The organism is Chitinimonas taiwanensis DSM 18899 (genome assembly GCF_900119825.1).
Classification (GTDB): Bacteria; Pseudomonadota; Gammaproteobacteria; order Burkholderiales; family Chitinimonadaceae; genus Chitinimonas; species Chitinimonas taiwanensis.
Genome location: NZ_FPKR01000015.1, coordinates 55,647 through 71,527, shown reverse-complemented (window position 1 = coordinate 71,527; position 15,881 = coordinate 55,647). Strand labels below are relative to the sequence as shown.

15 protein-coding genes are annotated in these 15,881 nt (G+C 63.7%); 5 read left to right on the top strand and 10 right to left on the bottom strand.

The annotated features are described in order from the left end of the window. Positions 1-56: 56 nt before the first annotated feature. On the bottom strand, positions 57-410 hold the full coding sequence (locus tag BT173_RS17180) for a DMT family protein (RefSeq protein WP_072429903.1): 354 nt from the start codon (positions 408-410) through the stop codon (positions 57-59). Positions 411-482: 72 nt separating this feature from the next. On the opposite strand from BT173_RS17180, the gene BT173_RS17175 reads away from it, so the two are divergent. Together BT173_RS17175 and BT173_RS17170 are read left to right on the top strand one after the other, a co-directional pair. Beyond that, the gene (locus tag BT173_RS17175; protein ID WP_072429902.1) at positions 483-1,586 is read left to right on the top strand and encodes a nuclear transport factor 2 family protein; all 1,104 of its coding nucleotides are present in this window, start codon (positions 483-485) and stop codon (positions 1,584-1,586) included. 6 nt (positions 1,587-1,592) lie between these two features. Beyond that, a complete protein-coding gene (locus BT173_RS17170; protein ID WP_072429901.1) occupies positions 1,593-2,849 on the top strand; it encodes a L,D-transpeptidase family protein in 1,257 nt (418 codons plus the stop codon). A gap of 74 nt (positions 2,850-2,923) precedes the next feature. Here BT173_RS17170 and fabG read toward each other — a convergent pair whose 3' ends face one another. Continuing rightward, on the bottom strand, positions 2,924-3,664 hold the full coding sequence (gene fabG / locus BT173_RS17165) for a 3-oxoacyl-[acyl-carrier-protein] reductase (RefSeq protein WP_072429900.1): 741 nt from the start codon (positions 3,662-3,664) through the stop codon (positions 2,924-2,926). A 324-nt stretch (positions 3,665-3,988) separates the two neighbouring features. Then, the gene (locus tag BT173_RS17160) at positions 3,989-5,593 is read right to left on the bottom strand and encodes an ABC-F family ATPase (protein ID WP_072429899.1); all 1,605 of its coding nucleotides are present in this window, start codon (positions 5,591-5,593) and stop codon (positions 3,989-3,991) included. A 147-nt stretch (positions 5,594-5,740) separates the two neighbouring features. On the opposite strand from BT173_RS17160, the gene BT173_RS17155 reads away from it, so the two are divergent. Beyond that, positions 5,741-7,255 (top strand): cyclic-di-GMP receptor FimW-related protein, encoded by a 1,515-nt coding sequence (locus tag BT173_RS17155; protein WP_072429898.1) that lies wholly within the window; start codon positions 5,741-5,743, stop codon positions 7,253-7,255. A gap of 36 nt (positions 7,256-7,291) precedes the next feature. Next, positions 7,292-9,016 (top strand): sensor domain-containing diguanylate cyclase, encoded by a 1,725-nt coding sequence (locus BT173_RS17150; RefSeq protein ID WP_072429897.1) that lies wholly within the window; start codon positions 7,292-7,294, stop codon positions 9,014-9,016. On the opposite strand, the gene BT173_RS17145 is transcribed toward BT173_RS17150, so the two are convergent. From BT173_RS17145 to BT173_RS17135, 3 genes are read right to left on the bottom strand one after another with little or no spacing between them, the layout of a single operon-like run. Then, positions 9,013-10,146 (bottom strand): PrpF domain-containing protein, encoded by a 1,134-nt coding sequence (locus BT173_RS17145; protein ID WP_072429896.1) that lies wholly within the window; start codon positions 10,144-10,146, stop codon positions 9,013-9,015. The genes BT173_RS17150 and BT173_RS17145 overlap by 4 nt on opposite strands. After that, the gene (locus BT173_RS17140) at positions 10,143-10,496 is read right to left on the bottom strand and encodes a phage holin family protein (protein WP_072429895.1); all 354 of its coding nucleotides are present in this window, start codon (positions 10,494-10,496) and stop codon (positions 10,143-10,145) included. Before BT173_RS17140 ends, BT173_RS17145 begins: the two co-directional genes overlap by 4 nt. Positions 10,497-10,506: 10 nt before the next feature. Continuing rightward, positions 10,507-11,721, bottom strand: coding sequence for a multifunctional CCA addition/repair protein (locus BT173_RS17135; protein ID WP_072429894.1), 1,215 nt, complete (start codon positions 11,719-11,721; stop codon positions 10,507-10,509). A 97-nt stretch (positions 11,722-11,818) separates the two neighbouring features. Here BT173_RS17135 and cysK point away from each other — a divergent pair, with 97 nt between their 5' ends. Continuing rightward, on the top strand, positions 11,819-12,748 hold the full coding sequence (gene cysK, locus BT173_RS17130) for a cysteine synthase A (protein WP_072429893.1): 930 nt from the start codon (positions 11,819-11,821) through the stop codon (positions 12,746-12,748). Positions 12,749-12,800: 52 nt separating this feature from the next. Here the strand turns inward: cysK and BT173_RS17125 are convergent, their stop codons facing one another. The 4 genes from BT173_RS17125 to BT173_RS17110 all read right to left on the bottom strand — a co-directional run bounded on the left by BT173_RS17125 (position 12,801) and on the right by BT173_RS17110 (position 15,784). Continuing rightward, entirely contained in the window at positions 12,801-14,183 is a 1,383-nt protein-coding gene (locus BT173_RS17125) for an MATE family efflux transporter (protein WP_308417592.1), read from the bottom strand. A gap of 121 nt (positions 14,184-14,304) precedes the next feature. Further along, entirely contained in the window at positions 14,305-14,643 is a 339-nt protein-coding gene (locus tag BT173_RS17120; RefSeq protein WP_072429891.1) for a hypothetical protein, read from the bottom strand. A 332-nt stretch (positions 14,644-14,975) separates the two neighbouring features. Continuing rightward, the gene (dtd, locus tag BT173_RS17115; RefSeq protein ID WP_072429890.1) at positions 14,976-15,428 is read right to left on the bottom strand and encodes a D-aminoacyl-tRNA deacylase; all 453 of its coding nucleotides are present in this window, start codon (positions 15,426-15,428) and stop codon (positions 14,976-14,978) included. Continuing rightward, positions 15,425-15,784, bottom strand: a complete 360-nt coding sequence (locus BT173_RS17110) for a DUF4870 family protein (protein WP_084658816.1) — start codon at positions 15,782-15,784, stop codon at positions 15,425-15,427. The genes dtd and BT173_RS17110 overlap by 4 nt, the downstream gene beginning before the upstream one ends. Positions 15,785-15,881: the final 97 nt, after the last annotated feature.

Sequence of the window (15,881 nt, the reverse complement as noted above, 5' to 3'; positions counted from 1 at the left end):
TAGTGACAAGGCTTTGAAGTGTGTGCAATGCGGCGATTTTAACCGATACGCGGGTTTCAGCCGCGGAACATGAAGTACACGGCGCCCATCAGGCATAAACCGGCCCAAACGAAATCCCATTTGAAGGGCTGACCCATGTAGAAGATCGCGAAGGGCACGAAGACGCTCAGCGTGATCACCTCTTGCAGGATCTTCAGCTGGGCAAGGTCGTACACAGTGAAACCGATGCGGTTGGCCGGCACCTGCAGCAGGTATTCGAACAGCGCGATGCCCCAGCTGGCGAGCGCGGCGATATACCAGGGCTTGGCCGCCATATCCTTCAGGTGCGCGTACCAGGCAAAGGTCATGAAGATGTTCGAGCAGACCAGCAGCAGAATGGCCTGCAGACCAGGGGGAAAATGAGCAAGCATGGCAAACACGGCGAGCGCGGGGAGTCTGATAAAATCGACAGTTTGTATGCCAGCCTCCCACTCGTCCAGCCAATGCCCGCTTTCCGTATTGCCCGTCTGATGCTCTGCGCAGCCCTGCTGCTGCCTGCCCACGCTGGCGTGGCTGAGGAAATTGCTGCCGACCTCAAGCGTGGCGAGGCCAGCGCCGCCTTGGCCGCCGCCGACAAGGCGCTACTTAAGTCCCCGCGCGATGCCCGCCTGCGCCTGCTGCGCGGCAATGCGCTGGCCGCGCTGGGCCGCCAGGCCGAAGCGATTCAGGTGTTCAGCGCGCTGACCAACGATTACCCGCAGCTACCCGAGCCGTATAACAATCTGGCCGCCCTGTATGCGCAGCAGGGCCAGCTCGATCGGGCGCGCACCACCTTGCAGATGGCGCTGCAGACCAATCCTGCCTATGCCACCGCGCACGCCAATCTGGCCGATGTGTATGCAAAGCTGGCCGCACAGGCCTACGAGAAAGCCCTGCAGCGCGATGTGGTCGAACAGAAGCAGAGCGGCGTATCGCGCCCCAAGCCAGCCGCCATCAGCCAGACCAAACTGGCCCTGGTGCAGGACCTGTTGAGTCGCGGCAACACGCCGACGCTCAGTACGCCTCCCGCCAGCGTGGTGGCCAGCACCGCCAAGCCCCAGCCCACCCAAGCGCCGCTGGTCGTTGCCAGCAACAAGCCCCTACCCATGCCGCCGAGCAGCCTTCCCGCCAGCAAGCCTGCCCCCACCCCGCAGGCGAAACCCGCAGAAGTCAGCAAGCCGGCGGCTCCCGCCACAGCCAAGCCGCCCGAGCCCGCTCGGGATGACAAAGCGGAACAGGAAGCCGCGGTGCAGAAGAGCGTGCTGGCCTGGGCCGATGCCTGGTCGGACAAGCGGGTCAGCGCCTATCTGGCCAGCTATGCGCGCGACTTCAAACCGGCCGGACAAAGCCGCAGCAGCTGGGAAACACAGCGCCGCGAGCGCATCAGTGCCGCGAAGAAGATTTCCGTCAAGCTCGACAAGCTGCGCATCAAGCTCGATGGCGAGCGCGCCACCGTGCGCTTCATTCAGCGCTATCGTTCAGATCGTTTGGAAACTTCCACCGGCAAGACCTTGATTCTGGAGAGAAATGGTAGCCGTTGGCTCATTCAAGAAGAGCGGGTAGGATAAGACCTCATGTCCCGTTCCTGGTTGAAAATCGCCGTCTGCCTCACCGCCGGCCTCTATCTCGCCCCGGCCGCCAATTCCATGCAGTGGCCGCAGGGTAAGCTGTTGGCACCTGCCCTGGTCCAAAGCGCGCTGCTGTCCGACAAGGCCCACCCCGAGGAAGTCATCGTTGCCGCGGTGACTGCAATTCGCGAGGACAGGCTGGCCGATGCCGACAAGCTGGTCGACACCCTGCTCAGCCATCGCCCGAATTACCGCCTCGCCCATCTGCTCAAGGGCGACCTGCTCATGGCGCGCGCGCAACCGCTGGCCGGCATCGGCAGCAGCCCCTTCGTCGATGACAAGCTTAACGATCTGCGCGAAGAAGCGAACGCCCGCCTGCAACGTCATAGCGCACCACCACCGACCGATGCGATTCCGGCCAATCTGCTCCAGCTCGACCCCAGCCAGCGCTATGCGGTGGTCGTGGATGCCGGCAGCTCACGACTGTTCCTGTATCGCAACGACGCTGGCGTGCCGCGCTATGTGCTCGACTTCTATATGACCATCGGCAAGCTCGGCTTCGACAAGAGCCGTGAGGGCGATCAGCGCACGCCGCTGGGCGTGTACTTCATCACCGGCCATATGCCGCGCGAGCAGCTGGACAAGACCTATGGCAGGTTGGCCGAGCTCTATGGTGTGGGCGCCTGGCCGCTCAGCTATCCAAATGACTGGGACCGCCAGCAGGGTCGCACCGGCAGCGGCATCTGGCTGCATGGCGTGCCCTACGACACTTACAGCCGCGCACCGAAGGCCTCGAACGGCTGCGTGGCACTGTCCAACCCGGATATGGCCGCCCTGGGCGAATACCTGCTGCCCGGCACGCCGGTGGTAATCACGCCATCGATTGAATGGCTGTCGCAAGCCAAGTGGCAGGCCAGGCGCAGCGCAGCGCAAGCCGAGCTGGAAGCCTGGCGTCGCGACTGGGAAAGCCTGGATACCCGCAACTACCTCGGCCACTACGCAAGCGACTTCCGCAGTGGCAAGACGGAGCTGGCGGAATGGAAAGCACAAAAGGTCGCCGTGAATGCCGGCAAGCAGTGGGCCAAGATACGCCTCGGTGAACTAAGCCTGTTCAGCTACCCGAGCAGCGAGGGCGACCTGCTGATGGCGAACTTCCTGCAGGACTATCGCAGCAGCAACCTCAGCAATCAAAGCAAGAAGCGCCTCTACTTCAAGCGTGAGGCACGCGACTGGCGCATCGTGTATGAGGGCGCACTCGGCTAAGCCGCTGCACCTGCACCGATACGCAATAAAAAACCCGTCCTAGGACGGGTTTTTTATTGGTAAACATAAGCGGATCAAATCACCAGCCCACCATCCACCGACAGCACGGCGCCATTGATATAGCTGGCGTCATCGCTCGCCAGGAACAGATAAACGCTGGCGATTTCCTCGGGCTGGGCGAGGCGACGCATCGGCACCTTCTCTTCCATGGCCTGGATCACCTTTTCCGGCATGTCCTTCAGGATGGGCGTCGCCACAAAGCCCGGGCAGACGGCATTCGAGCGGATACCGCGCTTGCCCAGCTCCTTGGCCCAGGTCTTGGTGAAACCGATCACACCGAATTTGGCCGCCGCGTAATTGGTCTGGCCGAAGTTGCCATACAGACCCACCACGCTGGACGCGTTCAGGATCACGCCGCTGCCCTGTTCAATCATGGTATCGACCACGGCCTTGGTGCAGTTGTAGACACCCTTCAGATTGATGTCGATGACGCGATCGAACTGCTCGTCGGTCATCTTGCTCAGCTGGGCATCGGCCACGATACCAGCGTTGTTGACCAGCACGTCGACGCGGCTCCATTGCGTCTTCACGCCCGCCACCATGGCCGTAATGCTGGCCTTGTCGGTCACATTGACCACATAACCGATGGCCTGGCCGCCGGCTGCGACGATCTCGCTGACCACATTGTCGATGCCAGCCTGGTTGATATCGCACACCACCACGCGCGCGCCCTCCTTGGCAAAACGCAAGGCGGTAGCCTGACCGATGCCGCTGGCGGCGCCGGTAATCACGGTAACTTTGTTCGCTAAACGCATAGATCTTCTCCCTAAGCTTGCTGCGCCATTGCAGCGATACACATCCGAATACACAAGGGGAAACGCAGCGCCCTTACGGGACACTGCGTTCTGTCTGCTCCATGCTTCTTCTTTGTATATATTCGCTTGAGCGGCCATTGCGGCGGCTCGGGAGACGGCGGTTCTACTTTTTGCCGGCTTGATCGCCCAATCTTGGTTCATCGGGCGCACTGAAGATGTGCGCAACTATAGTACGCCCGACTTAGAGTAGCAACTCGAACTTTGAACTTTTTACTGCATTTCGCCACAGCGCAGCGGATTTACAACAGTTCAAAATTAGAGCAATTACGCAATACCTTGACTGCTCAGATACTCCTCGTAGCCGCCCATATAGTGGACATAGCTGCCATCGCCCTTCAATTCAAGAATCTGGGTCGCCAGCGAGGATACGAACAGGCGGTCGTGCGAAACGAAGATCAGCGTGCCCTTGTACAGATCAAGCGCCAGGTTCAACGATTCGATCGATTCCATATCCATATGGTTGGTCGGTTCGTCCATGACCAGCACATTCGGCTGCTGCAGGATCAGTTTGCCGTACAGCATGCGGCCCTTCTCACCACCGGACAGCACGCGCACCGACTTCTTCACATCGTCACCACTGAACAACAGCTTGCCGAGCACGCCGCGGATCACCTGGTCGTCATCGCCCGGCTTGCTCCACTGCTTGAGCCAGTCGAACAGATTGTCATCACAGTCGAAATCTTCCTCATGGTCCTGGGCGAAGTAGCCTAGCTCGGCCTTCTCGGCCCACTTCACATTGCCGGCATCCGGCTTCAGTGCGCCAACCAACATCTTCATCAGCGTCGATTTACCCACGCCGTTACCACCGATCACCGCCAGCTTCTGGCCGGCTTCAAAGATCAGGTTCAGGTTCTGGATCAGCGGCTTGTCGAAGGACTTGGACAGATTGCTCGCCTCAAAAGCCTGGCGATGCAGCTTGAGCTTGTCATCGAACTCGAAACGCACATAGGGGTTCTGGCGCGAAGACGGCTTGACCTCGACCATGCTCTCCTTGAGCTTGTCGGCGAGCTTGAGGCGCGAGGTGGCCTGACGCGCCTTGGACTTGTTGGCCGAGAAGCGCGCGGCAAACATCTGCAGCTCAGTGATGCGTTCCTTGGCCTTGGCATTGGCACCCAGCTGACGCTCACGCGCCTGGGTGCTAGCTTCCATATAGTCGTCGTAATTGCCCGGGTAGAGCTGGATGGTGTTGTAGTCCAGGTCAGCCATATGGGTACAGACCTGGTTCAGGAAGTGACGGTCGTGCGAAATGATGACCATGGTGGAGTTGCGCTCGTTCAGCGTGTCTTCCAGCCAGCGGATGGTGTTGATGTCCAGGTTGTTGGTCGGCTCATCCAGCAGCAGCACGTCCGGGTCGGCAAACAGGGCCTGGGCCAGCAGTACGCGCAGCTTCCAGCCCGGCGCCACTTCCGACATCGGGCCATTGTGCTGTTCGGTCGGGATGCCGGCGCCCAAGAGCAGCGCCCCGGCGCGCGCTTCGGCGTCGTAGCCGCCCATTTCGCCAAACTTCACTTCCAGGTCGGCGGCGCGCATATAGTCGTCTTCGCTCGCTTCCGGATTGGCGTAGATGGCGTCCTTCTCGTGCATGGTCGCCCACAGCTCGGCATGGCCTTGCAGCACCACGTCCAGCACGCGCTGGTCTTCATAGGCGAACTGGTCCTGGCGCAGCTTACCCAGGCGCACGCCCGGATCGAGGCTGACATTGCCGGCCGTAGGTTCGAGATCGCCACCCAAAATCTTCATGAAGGTGGATTTGCCCGAGCCATTGGCGCCGATCAAACCGTAGCGATTGCCGCCGCCAAACTTGACCGAGACTTTTTCAAACAGCGGCTTGGCGCCGAATTGCATGGTGATATTAAAGGTGTTGATCACCGTGAAAACTCCAGGCTGGCGTGGCGTAAAGCACGCACGTCATCAAAATAAAAAAATCCGCGCATGGCGCGGTGCGAGAATATTCATTAATTTTACCATACCCGTCCGCTCCGACCGGTCGACCTGAAACGTCCGGCACAATTAAAAATGTTCGATTTCAAAGGCTTGATCGACGCATTGCTGCGGCGTGCGCGCGCTGAGGAGGACTCTGGCCCATCCCTGACCCGGTTGATGGTGGATTTGCCGCGCGATGAATCGCTGCGCGCCCTGACCGAAATCGTCAAGGCCGTCGCGGCGTTGAACCGTAATCCCAAGGTCGGCCTGAAGGAACGCCATCGTGCCGTGCAGGCATTCGATGACAAGGCGCGGCCGCTCATGCACACGCTGGTGAGCGTGTACCGGGGCGAAATCGAGATCGAGGGCATCGCTGCGCGCCAGGTGCTGCCCAGCCTGATGGCTTGCTGGCAGGAGCTGGCCTCGGCCTACAAGCTGTGTCTGAAGCAGCATGCGCAGCAACCGGCCGCGCGCTTTGCCGGTGAGGCTGAGCTGATCACCCTGCGTGCGCTCGCCTATTACACCGAGCAGGCACGCTGGACCTATCTGCGCAATTTCGAACCTGAGGCGCGCATCTGGCGCAATCTGAACCGGCTCTATCTGATCGCCGACTCGGCCGGCTTCGCGCACAAGCCCTTGCAGCGCTATCCGCACGAGGCGCCCAGCCAGATCAGCAGCTACTACCTGCATATCGTGCTGCTCAAGCTGGCCGAGCCCGAGCGACGCAGCCCGGAAGCCCTGCACTACCTCGACAGCATGCTGCCCGAATGGCTGAAGCTGCTGCGCCTGGAGAAGGTGATCCGGGTGCGCGAGCAGAGTTTTGCCATCAATCTGGACGACACCAAGCCGCCGATGAAGCTGCGCCGCAATATGGTTGGCGAGCGCTATCGCTATCTGGACACCGAGCCGCTGGCCACCCATCTGCGCGAAATGAGCCCGCATCCGCTTGATGGCCCAGCACTGGAGCCGCTCGCGCTCAGCCTGCGCCAGCAATTGCTCAATGATCTGGCCATCGTCTATTCGCGCGCCGGCCAGTCGCGCGCGCGGCGCAATGAACGGCGTGCCAAGGACAGCCCGGTGCCGATCGCGCTTGGCCTCGCGCAGATTGCCCGCGCGCTGCAGCGCAATGCCAGCGCGGCGGAATGGGAAAGCTGGTCGCTATGCGATGAAAGCCATTGCGGCATCGGCGCTCACTACCGGGCGCGCTATGACGACCGCCTGGCGGTAGGCGAGTTGCTGGCCATGCGCCATGAACAGCAGGTCGGCCTGTATGTGGTGCGCCGCCTGCACAAGCAACGCGATGGTCAGGTGCGCGTGGGTGCCGAGCGCATTAGCCCACAGGTGCAGCTGGTACGCCTGCAGCACGGCAGCGATAGGGCACTCGCCCTGTTCTGCGCCGATAGCCAGTTTGGCGGGCGTATCCTGCTGCTAGACCATGGGCTGTATCACGAGGGAGACGAGGCGCTACTACAAGCTGGCCCGCAACAGTTCCGCATCCAGTTCGGCCCGGCGCTCGAGCGCCTGCCGGCCCAGCTGCTGTGCCCATTCAAGGTTCTGGAAAAGCGTAGCCTGGGGGCGGCCAGTGCCACTGCCCCCGCGCATAAATAAGGCCGCCCACGCTTGGGCCCCCAGCAGGAGACCCGCATGCCCACCATTTCGCTACGCTCCACCCTGGCACTCGCCTTTGGCGCGGTGTCGGTGCTGATGGCGCTGGTGATTTCCTGGTCGATCAACCAGATCGCCTCGGACGCGATACGCCGCGATATCGGCACCGCGCTGACCGAGCTGGCCGAGCAGATGCGCTCGCGCCTGGACATGGGCCTGTATGAAAGGCTGCGCGATGTGGACACGCTGACCGTGCTGCGCCAGCTGCGCGACCCAGCCACCCGGGTTGGCGATAACCGCCTGGTGCTGGAAAAGCTGCGCCGCAGCACCGGCGAGATTGCCTGGATAGGCTTTGCCCGCAACGATGGACTAGTTGTCTACTCTGCTGACGGCCTGCTTGAGGGTGCCAATGTCGGCGCGCGCCCCTGGTTCAAAGCCGGTCGCGAAGGCCCTTTCGTCGGCGATGTGCACGAGGCCAAGCTGCTGGCCAAATTGCTGCCCGCGCCCGCCAATGGCGAGCCGCTGCGCTTCGTCGATGTGGCAGCGCCGGTGTTTGATCTGCAGGGGCGCTTGAGCGGCGTGCTGGGCGTGCACCTGTCCTGGGAATGGGCACGCAATATCGAGCAGACCGTGTTCAGCCTGGGGCGGCGCAATAAGGGGGTAGAGACCTTTGTGCTCAACCGCAATGGGCAGATCCTGCTTGCACCGGCCGGGCGCGAAGCCACCAAGCTGCCGACCGGCCTGACCCGCGCACATCAGGATGGCGGCCAGCTGCTGCAATGGCCGGATGGCGGCTGGTATCTGACCGCGGTGGTCAGCACGCGGGGTTTTGGCGACTACGCCGGCCTGGGTTGGAGCGTGCTGGTGCGCCAGGATGCCGAACAGGCCTATGCGCCGGTGCGCGAGCTGCGTAGCGCCGTACTGACGATCGGTGCGGGCTTCGCCGTGCTGTTCGCGCTGTTCGGCATCTGGCTGGCCGGGCGCATCTCGCAGCCCCTGCGCGAGCTGACCCGCGTCGCCCATCGCCTGCAGTCGGGCGAGGCCGATGCCGTGCTGCCGAGCCATAAGCGCTTTCACGAGCCCAAGCTGCTGGCCGATGCGCTGCGTCATCTGCTGGCCACGCTGCGGCAGGAACAGACCAAGCTGGCCGAGCTGAATGCCAATCTGGAAAACCAGGTGACCGAGCGCACCGAGGCGCTCGATGCCGCCAACCGCCACCTGCTGCTCTCGCTGGAAGAGCGCCAGCGTCTAGTCAAACAGCTGGAGACCCAGGCCAATACCGATAGCCTGACTGGGCTGCTGAACCGGCGCGCCTTCCACGAGCGAGCCCAACAGGAAGTCCAGCGCCAGGCCAGGCAGCACACGGCGCTATCGGTGCTGATCTTCGATATCGATCATTTCAAGCAGATCAACGATCTGTACGGACACGAGGCGGGTGACGAAGCGCTGCGCCAGCTGGCGCTCGCCGCCCAGGAATGGCTGCGCGAGATGGATGTGCTGGCCCGCTTTGGCGGCGAGGAGTTCGTCGCCCTGCTGCCCGACAGCGATCTGGAGGCGGCGCGCCGGGTGGCCGAGCGCATGCGCCAGGCTGCGGCCGAGCTGCAGATCAGCTATCCGAGCGGCGTGATCCGCCTGACCCTGAGCTTCGGCGTCGCGCAATGGCGGCCCGAGCAGGCCATGGATGCGCTGATCGCCCAGGCCGACCAAGCGCTGTATACGGCCAAGCACAAGGGCCGCAATCGCGTCGAGGCCTGGATCGGCTAGGCCGGCACCCAGACCTCGCCGTGCATGAGCACGCGCGCACTGCGCGTCAGCCGCGCCGCGGCTATCCGCCCGGCTTGCATCTGCAGTTCGATGTCATTGATGCCACCTGGATGGGCAAAGCGCAGTGGCCGTCCCTGCAGCGGGCCGCCCAGCAAGCGGCTGAGCACGGTGCCGGCCATGGCCGCCGCCGCGCCGAGCGCAATCGTGCCGGTGCCGGTAAAGCCCTGATGCACCTTGCCCATCGACACCGTACGCGCCAGCAGGTCGACCTGATGGGCAGCAATCGCCCGGCCATCCTGGGTCAGGTGCGCGCAGGCCGGGGCCACCCAGGCCAGCTTGGGGGTGGCCGTGCGCAAACCGGCCGCCTGCGCATCCGGCGCCAAGCCCATGCGCACGCTGGCCTGGCAGCGCAGGGCTTCCAAGCGTGCCAGCAGCGCGGCATCCTGGTTCAGCTGCGCCGGGTGCTCATCGCCCTGCAAGCCCAGATCACTGGCCGCCACAATGACGAGGGGATTCGCTGCATCGATCAAGGTTGCCGGCACTGGCGCCATGCCCTCGGGCGCGAGCAGATCGCAGGGCTGGCCGGTGGGGAATAGTGGCCCGCCGCTGCTGCCGGCCGGGTCGAGAAAATCGAGCTGGATGGGTGCGCCGGGAAAGGCCAGGCCATCCTGACTATGCTCGCCATGCTGGGCGGGCAGGCCATCCTGAATCGGCACGCGCGCCAGGATGTGCTTGGCGGTGTTCACCTGCCAGATGCGCACCAACAGCTCGCCAGCCTCGGGGGCGGCGATCAAACCGGCCAGGATGGCGGCCGGGCCGACCGCCGCGCTCAGATTGCCGCAGCTACCCGACCAGTCGATGCGCCCGCTTTCAATGGCCACATGGCCGAATAGATAGTCGATATCCGCATCGGGCCGCTGCGAGCGGCTGAGCAGCACCACCTTGCTGGTGGACGACACACCGCTGCCCAGGCCATCGGTCTGGCGCCCGTAGGGGTCGGGGCTGCCCAAGAGGCGCGCCAGCAGACGATCACGTTCTTCTGGGTCGGCGGGCAAATCGGCGGCGCGCAGGAACACGCCCTTCGAACTGCCGCCGCGCAGCCAGCTGGCGGGCAGGCGCAGCACGCTCATGCCTGCGCCTTGTCGCCCAGCAGCAGGCTGGAGGCCAGCCAGCTGATCACGCTGTAGACAATGGCCGCCACGATGGCGCTGCCAAAGCCGGGCACCGCAAAGCCACCCAGCCAATCGGCCACCAGCCAGAAGCAAAAGCCATTGATGACAAAGGTGAACAGGCCAAGCGTGAGCAGATTGACCGGCAGGGTCAGCAAAAGCAGCAGCGGGCGGATAAACACATTCACCAGGCCCAGCACGAAGGCAATCCATAGCGCGGTGGCAAAGCCATCCACGCGGATGGACGGCATCAGCCAGGCCAGCAGCAGCAGGCTGACGGCATTGATCAACCAGACGGCGAGTAGACGCATGAGGTGTCCTTCACAGGGGTTTGGGAACTTGTCGGACCGCGTCACGGCGTGCGTGTTGCACGGCCAGCGGAATCTGCGCCTTGTCGACCGTGGCGGCGGCAATCGCACCGGCATCCACCGCGCGCGCCGCATCACGGCAGGCGAGCAGATAGGCAGCCTGCGGATAAGCACAGTCTTCCAGCCCGGTGCGCCCGCGCGCATCGGCGAGACAGGCATCCAGGAGGCGCGCAAAACGCTCGGGCTTGCGCAAGGCATCGCAGCGGCCGAGCAACTCGACCACCGTTTCCGGGCGCAGCTCGCGCGCGCGATGGATATTGCCGTGCTCACGGCAGACCAGCAGCGCCAGCTCGCGGCAATCATTGGGCACACGGATGCGCTCGCACAGCGCCTCGACTAGCGCGACACCGTGCTGTTCATGGGCAATATGGCGCGGCCACTCGGCCTCAGGCGTATTGCCCTTGCCCAGATCGTGGCAGAGCGCGGCAAAACGGGTGTCGAGCGGCCAGCCCTGCGCGGCCGCGTAATCGAGCACCAAGAGCATATGCAGGCCGGTGTCGACTTCCGGATGGTGTTGCGGCGGCTGCGGCACGCCAAACAGCGCGTCCAGCTCGGGCAGCAAACGCGCCAGCGCGCCGCAATCGCGCAGCACCTGCAGCATGCGCGCCGGGCGGTCCTCCATCAGTCCCTTGGCCAGCTCGGCCCAGACCCGCTCGGCGACCAGATGGTCGACCTCGCCCAGCGCGACCATCTCGCGGCACAGGGCCAGGGTCTCGGGCGCCACGGCAAAGTCGAACCGGGCGGCGAAGCGCGCCAGGCGCAGAATGCGCACCGGGTCCTCGACAAAGGCCGGCCCCACATGGCGCAGCAGGCGCCGCGCCAGGTCTTCCTGACCACCATAGGGGTCGATCAGCTCGCCGTCCTCATCCTCGGCCATCGCATTGATGGTCAAGTCGCGCCGCGCCAGATCGTCCTCCAGCGTCACATCGGGCGCCGCATACACGCTGAAGCCTTTATAGCCCTTGCCCGATTTGCGTTCAGTGCGCGCGAGCGCGTATTCCTCATGGGTGCTTGGATGCAGAAAGACCGGAAAATCCTTGCCCACCGGGCGGTAGCCCAGGGCCAGCATCTGCTCGGGCGTTGCCCCCACCACCACATAGTCGCGGTCTTTGACTGGCAGGCCCAGCAACTGGTCGCGCACCGCGCCACCCACGGTATAGATCTTCATGACAGGCTCAAAACAATGGAATCGACTGCATTGTAGCGGCGCGACTGGCCTAGAATCACGCCTCAGACCCCCTAAGCCCATTCCCAAGGAGCCCCCCATGCGCATTGCCAACGATATTACCGAGCTGATCGGCAAGACCCCGCTGGTCCAGCTGAACCGCGTCACACAGGGAATGCCCGGTCGCGTGGTGGCCAAGCTGGAATTCTTCAACCCGTCCCATAGCGTGAAGGATCGCATCGCGGTGAGCATGATCAATGCCGCCGAAGCGAATGGCACACTGACCGCGGGCGATACCGTGGTTGAGCCGACCTCGGGCAATACCGGCATTGGCCTGGCCATGGTGTGCGCGGCGCGCGGCTATAAATGCGTGCTGACCATGCCGGAAACCATGTCCAAGGAACGCCGCGCACTGCTGCGCGGCTATGGCGCCGAACTGGTGCTGACCCCCGGCCCGGACGGCATGGGCGGCGCGATTGCCAAGGCCAAGGAACTGGCCGCAGAGCATGGTTGGTTCATGCCGCAGCAATTCGAAAACCCCGCTAACCCCAAGATCCACCGCGAAACCACGGCCGAGGAAATCTGGGCTGACACCGACGGCCAGGTGGATATCCTGGTTTCAGGCGTGGGCACCGGCGGCACCATCACCGGCATAACCGAAGTGATCAAGGCGCGCAAGCCAAGCTTCCAGGCGATTGCCGTCGAGCCCGATGCCAGCCCGGTGCTGAGCGGCGGTCCCAAGGGCCCGCATCCGATCCAGGGCATCGGTGCGGGCTTTGTGCCCGGTGTGCTGAAGACGGATCTGTACGATGAAGTGCTGCGCGTGAAGAACGAGGACGCGTTCAGCACCGCGCGGCGCATGGCCACCGAGGAAGGCCTGTTGGTCGGCATTTCGTCCGGTGCGGCGGTGTGGGCGGCCCTGCAGGTGGCGGCCCGGCCCGAGAACGCCGGCAAGCTGATCGTGGTGATCATCCCGTCCTATGGCGAGCGCTACCTGTCCACGGCCTTGTTCCAGGGCCTGGTCGACTGAGGCCACCTGCCTAGTACCAGCCCAAGAAAAACGGCCCCGCTGGGCCGTTTTTCTACGTGGTGGCTCGGGGCAAGCGGCTACGCGACAATCTATCGAGGAACCAGCTCAGGCCCAGTGCAGCTACCGTCAAACCGACCACCAGCGCAATCCAAAAGCCCTTGGCGGCCATAGCTTCGACCGGGCGCCAGGGCAGCCAGTCTGGCGCCAGGCCTAGCACGCAACCAAGCGGCAGCGAGAAGCCCCAGAAGGCGGCCAGGTGGATCAGCATCGGCGGGCGGGTCACCTTATAGCCGCGGATCGCGCAGCTGGTGGCAACCTGGGTGGCATCCGAGAGCTGGAACAGCGCGGCGAAGATCAGCAGCTGCGCGGCCAGCGCAGCCACATTGCCATCCGAGGTATAGGCAGACGCGATCTGCCAATTGAAGAGTGCAATAAAGCTGGCCGACAAGGTGGCGAAAGCCAGCGATAAGCCGACCCCGACCCAGGAGCGAAAACGCGCCGCGACCGGGTCGCCCTCGCCCAAGGCATGGCCGACGCGGGTCAGCATGGCGACGCCAAGGCTGAGCGGCACCATGAAGACCAGCGAGGAGAAATTCAGCGCGATCTGGTGTGCCGCCACCTGGGCAGTGCCGAACTTGGCCACCAGCAGCGCGATCAGGCCAAAGGCGCTTGCCTCGGCGAAATAGGTGACGCCGATTGGCAGCCCCACCTTGAGCAGCTGGCGGATTTCCGGCCAATGCGGTGGCTCGAAATGGCTGAGCGGCCAGGAGCTGCGATAGACCGGCGCGCGGTGCATCCAGACGATCAGCGCGATCAGGTTGAACCACACGCAGAACAGCGTGGCCCAGGCGCAGCCCACCCCGCCCAGCTTGGGCAGGCCGAAGCGCCCATAGATGAGCAGCCAGTTCAGCAGCACATTCAGCGCCAGCGCCCCGAGCGCAATCACCATCATCGGCTTGGTCTGGTTCAGGCTCGCACTATAGCCATACAGCACGCGATAACAGGCAAAGGCCGGCAAGGCGAAGCTGGTCACATGCAGGAAGGCCTTGGCCATATCGCGTACGGCCGGCTCGATCTGCATATGGTCGAACACCAGGGCCGACAGATTGGCAGCGGCCATGGCCAACAAGCCCACCCCGAACGCCTTCCACAGCGCCTGACGCACCACATGCGGAATGCGAGCGTGCTCGCCAGCGCCAACATGATGGGCGACGATGGGGTTGACCGCCATCATCACCCCCATCAGCGTGACGATGACAATGGACCAGACCGAGGCACCCAACGAAACGGCGGCCAAGTCCTCAGCCGAGGCATGGCCGGCCATGGCCACGTCGGCCACCGCCATGCCCACGGTGGCCAGCTGGCCGATGAGCATGGGCCAGGCCAGCTGCCAGAGGGCGCGGGCTTCGGTACGGATAGGCTGGGAGCGGGACACGGTATGCGGCATGGCAACAGGCAGCGCGGCAAAGCGCGCTTGAAAAACGCCCTGAGGGCAGGACAGCCCATTCTAGCCGCCCACGCCGCCCCGCACAGGGACAGCGCGCAGCCAGGCGCGCCTAGCCGTACTGGGCCGCGCTGGCGATCTGCGCTTCGCAGGCCAGCTCGCGCCCGAAGCGCTCGCTCAGGGTTAGCGTGGCATTCAGGTTCAGGCCTACGATCAGCAGGCTGCCGTCATCCAGCCTTTCGACCTCGGCATCCAGATAGAGCGCCACCTCGCGCGCACGCGCCAGCTGGGCGGCCTGCGCGCCCTGGCCACGCAAGCGCAACCAGCTGCGGCCCGGGTGGCGACGGCTGATCTGCACAGCGGTCAGCGGCGAGGCCAGGGTGGCGGCATCCTGCGGTGCGACAGCACGGCAGTCGGTGGTGGGGGTATGGGTTTCCAGACAGTCAAACATGGGCAGCTCCGATGCGGTTGTACGACAGCGAAGCCCCGGACCGGGGCGGCGCTTTAGCGGTTCTGGATTCGGCAGCCCAGCTGCCACGCGCCCCGCAAGTTGTCGATTAAATCGGCGCGTTGAAACGAAAAACAAAAAACCCGCTGCACTTTTCAGTGGCCAGCGGGTTTGCGGCTGTTTCGGGCGCTATTGCCTTGCTTGATGCAGTAGCGCCTTGCAGCTTCACCACGCTTTAGCCGTATTTATTAAGCGCCCGCAAGCTGATGGTTCAAATCGGCGCTATGGGCCGCACTGTATGCGCGGCGATGGGGCTCGTCAAGCCGGGACGCCCCTTATTCGGGGTGACGGGAGTCGAGCAGCAGCGTTACCGGCCCGTCATTGACCAGGCTCACCTGCATATCGGCGCCGAATACCCCGGTCGGTACCGGCTTGCCGATCTCGGCCGCCATGGCCGCCACGAAGGCATCGAACAGCGGCTGGGACACCAAGCCGGGTGCCGCGCGACTCCAGGATGGGCGGTTGCCCTTCTTCACGCTGGCAAACAGCGTGAACTGGCTGACCGCCAGCACCTCACCGCCGGTATCCAGCAGCGAGCGGTTCATCACCCCGTCCGCATCCCCAAACACGCGCAGCTTGCTGATCTTGCCCACCAGCCAGGCAATATCGGCCGGGCCATCCTCGGCCTCCGCCCCCACCAATAACAACAGACCGGGGCCGATCTGGCCCACGGTCTGCGCATTCACCGCCACGGCGGCGCTACTCACTCTTTGCAACAACACCCTCACGCCAATACAGCCTTTCGTTCATTCCATTGCAGAAAGCCCTTCACCAGGCGATACACGCTCCACAACCAGGTCGCCACCACCAGCAGGCCGGCCAGTGGGATGCCGATGATGGTCAGCGCCAGCAAACCCGCCAGCGCATAGCCAGCTATCGAATACCAGAAGGTCTGGATCAGCCAGTCGAAATGCGATTCCAGCCAGCTGCCACGCGCTTCATCGCGTTTGATATGGGCAATGATCACCCCGATGATGCCGGTGCACATGGCGGTAAACACCGACACCGCGATCAGGATATAGATGGCCAGCACCAGCTGCGAACTCGAACGTTCGGCCTCCTCGGACAGCATCACTTCAGTCATGACAGCGCTCCTTGTTGTGAACATGGGCTCAGATTAGCTGCAGCCTGGGCTGGCTGTCGGCCCGCTCCAGACAGTCGGCGCCGGCACGGACGCAGAA